Raw genomic sequence first — 2986 nt, 5'->3', positions numbered from 1 at the left:
TCTACGGTCCGGCCCGGCCCCATCAGCGCGAAGGGCGCCCAGAAGGCGGGGTGCGATCCGCCGCGCAGGCGGTAGATCCCGAGTTGCGCCTTCTGCAGCGCCTCGGCACTGCCATCGCCGTTGCGCATGTTCAGCAGCATCACCGCGCCGGTGCGCGCCGCCGCGATGTCGTTCACATACCAGTGCGTCAGCAGCAGCCCGCGCGCGCCGGCGAAGAAGAAGCTGCGCGCCAAGGTCGAGAGGCTCTCGCCCGCCGCCGCGCCGCCACCGGAATTGCAGGCCGAGAGCATTACCAGATCGGCATCGAGGTCGAGGTTGATCACGGTCCCCGCGGTCAGCAGCGCCTGGCTCGCATCCGGCCCGTTCGCCGCCGCGGAGGCGATGATCGCCGGCTCCGAGAGGCAGGCGAGGTCGGAGGGCAGCACGCCATGGGTGGCGAAATGCACGACGCGATAGTCGCGCAGCCGCGCCCGCTGCAGCGCCGCCAGGGTGAAGGCCTGCCCGATGTGCCGCTCGCCGGCGCCGGCGCCCGTGATCTCACTGGCGACCCGAAGCTCGAGCTCCGCTCCCGGCAGTGCCGCGAGCGAGGCGAGGCCCTGGCCGCATTGCGGGGCGGCGGGGAAGCTCCGTGCGGCATAGCCCGCCGGGACCGGGCGCGGCGCGCCATAACCCACCCAGGCACGGGCAGCCGTGGACGGGCCGGCGCGGCGGAGTGCCACCAGGCTGGCGGGGGAGGGAAGGTGGGTGGTCGGCATCGCTTCCAGCAGGAAGCGTGCGCCTTCATGGCTCCGCGGCTGCGGCGGCGGCGCCGTCACCAGCACCGGGAAGGGCAGGCTGAGCAGCGCCCCGTCGGCCACCACCAGCAGCGCGCCGGCCTCATTGGCCTGCGGCCCGTGCACACCGATCACCGCCCGGTGCAGCGCATAAGCGGCGGCGGCATCGAAGGGCTTGGTGCCGTTGCCGTCCTCGACACCGGCGCGCACGCGCGTCACCAGGGCGCCGATCTCGGCGGTGTCGGCGCCGATCCGTGCGGCGGCGATGCGGCCATCCTTCAGCCAGAAGCTCCAGCCGCGGCGGTCGGCGGGCTGGGTGATCAGCAGCAGCGCTTCCCCGGGGCGCAGCGCTGCCATGGTCTCGGCCGCGGTCGCCGCGGATTGCACGAGCTGCGCGAAGCCCGGGGCGGCCGATTGCAGGGCCGCATCGGCATCGGCGGCCTCGCTCTCGGCGGCGCCGATCGTGGCGTCGAGCGCCGCGACCTGGTCGCGCGCCGCGCCCGCGGCCACAGCGTCGTCGCGTTCACGGTAGCGGGCAGCGAGGGCGCGCTCGGCCGCTTCGCGGCGCTGGAAGGCGCTGGCGACCGCCGGGTCGCGGGCGCTCTCCGAAAGCCGCGCGGCGGCGCGGCCGATCTGGGTCGTGGTGACCGTGCCCTGGCCGAGCTGCGCCGCCGCGAAGGCTTCGGCGAGGAGGGCCTGGTCGGTCGGGCCGGCGGCGACGAGGGCGTCGATGCAGGGCGCGATACGCCGCGGGTCGATGCCTTCGCGGAGCGAGCGCAGCACGGTCACGGCCTCGCGGCAGATCCCCGCCGTCTCGCCGCTCTCGGGGCCGAGCGTCGCGGCGCGCAGCAGCAGCGTCTCCGCATAGGGGCGGGAGCGCGGCACGCCGAGGGCGAAGCGGCGCGCCGAGGCCGCGAAGCTCCGGTCCGCCAAACCGCTGCGCCCGCTGCCGGCGGCCAGCGCGCCGCTGGTGCGCTGCAGCCGCGCTGCGATCAGGTTGGCGCCGCTGAGCCCCGGCACCGCGTTGGCGATCCGCAGCGCCTCGGCATTCCTGGCCTCCGCCTCCTCGGTGCGGCCGGCCGCGCGCAGGATCGCGGCGGCGTTGCGCTTCGATTCGATGAGGCCGACGGTCGCGCGCTGCGCCAGCGGGTTCGGCACCACGTCCCGCGCCACCAGCAGCGGCGCCAGCGCGGTGCCGCGGTCGATCGGCAGCGCCGCGCCACCCGCCTGCAGCTCCGGCGGCAGGTAGCCCGCGTAGAGCGTGCTGCTGCGCGCGAGTGCCGCGAGGGCCGGGCCGGTGCGGCCGCGATTGGCCTCCGCCAGGCCGCGGTAGTGCTGGAAGAGCGCCGGCGACAGCGGGTCGGAAGCGCGGGGCGCCAGCGCCTCGGCGCGGCGGAACAGCGCATCCGCCTCCGCATGCCGGCCCTGGTTCGAGAGCTGGAGCGCCAGCAGCACCAGCGGCTGGAAGCTGTCCGGATGATTGGCGCCGAGCACCCGCTCCTGCAGGCCGAGTGCGGCGCGATAGGCGGTCTCGGCGGCGGCGAAGCGCTCGGCCTGGTTGGCGTCGCGCCCGATCGACATCAGCGCCTCGTACTGGCCGATATCGCCGGTGGCGAAGGCTTCCCGCGCCAGGCGCTGCGCCATCAGCGCGACAGCGTCGGAGGAGAGCGGCGCGCTGGTGCCGGTTGCGCGGCCGGAGAGCAGGCCGATGCCGCGCTCGGCGGCGGGCAGTGCCGGCAGGATGCCTTCGGCTACCCAGATCCGGCCGCCGCTGCCGGCGGTCAGCACGAAGGCCGGCCAGCCGCCCTGGCGGCGCCGGCAATCGAGCAGCGCGGCTTCTTCCCCCATCGCGGTGGCGCGGCGCGGCGCCCCGCAATCGAGGCGCGCGGCCAGGCTTTCCCGCGCGGCGGTCGCGGCGTCGAAGGCGGTGGCGCCGGTGGCGCGGCGGATGCGCACCGCCGGTGTCTCCCAGGCCCCGCACCAGATGTCGCCGCCGTCATTGCCGCGGGCCATACGGCAATCCTCGCGCGCAGCGCTTTGCCCGACCTCGACCAGGCTGCCGCCGGAGGAGACCGGGACGAAGGCGCTCTCCGGCGGTCGCGAGCAGGCGCCGAGGAGCGAGAGCAAGGCGAGGGCAGCGAGGGACCGGCGCATGCTCAGAAATCCTCCGCGCGGATATTGGGTGGCGCCAGCTCGCGGTCTTCCGAGGTGTC

1 protein-coding gene is annotated in these 2986 nt (G+C 75.6%); it reads right to left on the bottom strand.

The genetic code is table 11. The features are described 5' to 3' along the window. Window positions 1-2927 (bottom strand): CHAT domain-containing protein (locus tag GXW71_RS34390; RefSeq protein WP_211858571.1); only part of this gene is annotated, 2927 nt, incomplete at its 3' end. Window positions 2928-2986: the final 59 nt, after the last annotated feature.

Source organism: Plastoroseomonas hellenica (assembly GCF_018129085.1).
Lineage (GTDB): Bacteria > Pseudomonadota > Alphaproteobacteria > Acetobacterales > Acetobacteraceae > Plastoroseomonas > Plastoroseomonas hellenica.
Note: the sequence above shows the minus strand (reverse complement) of the source record. Positions and strands in the feature narration are given on the sequence as shown.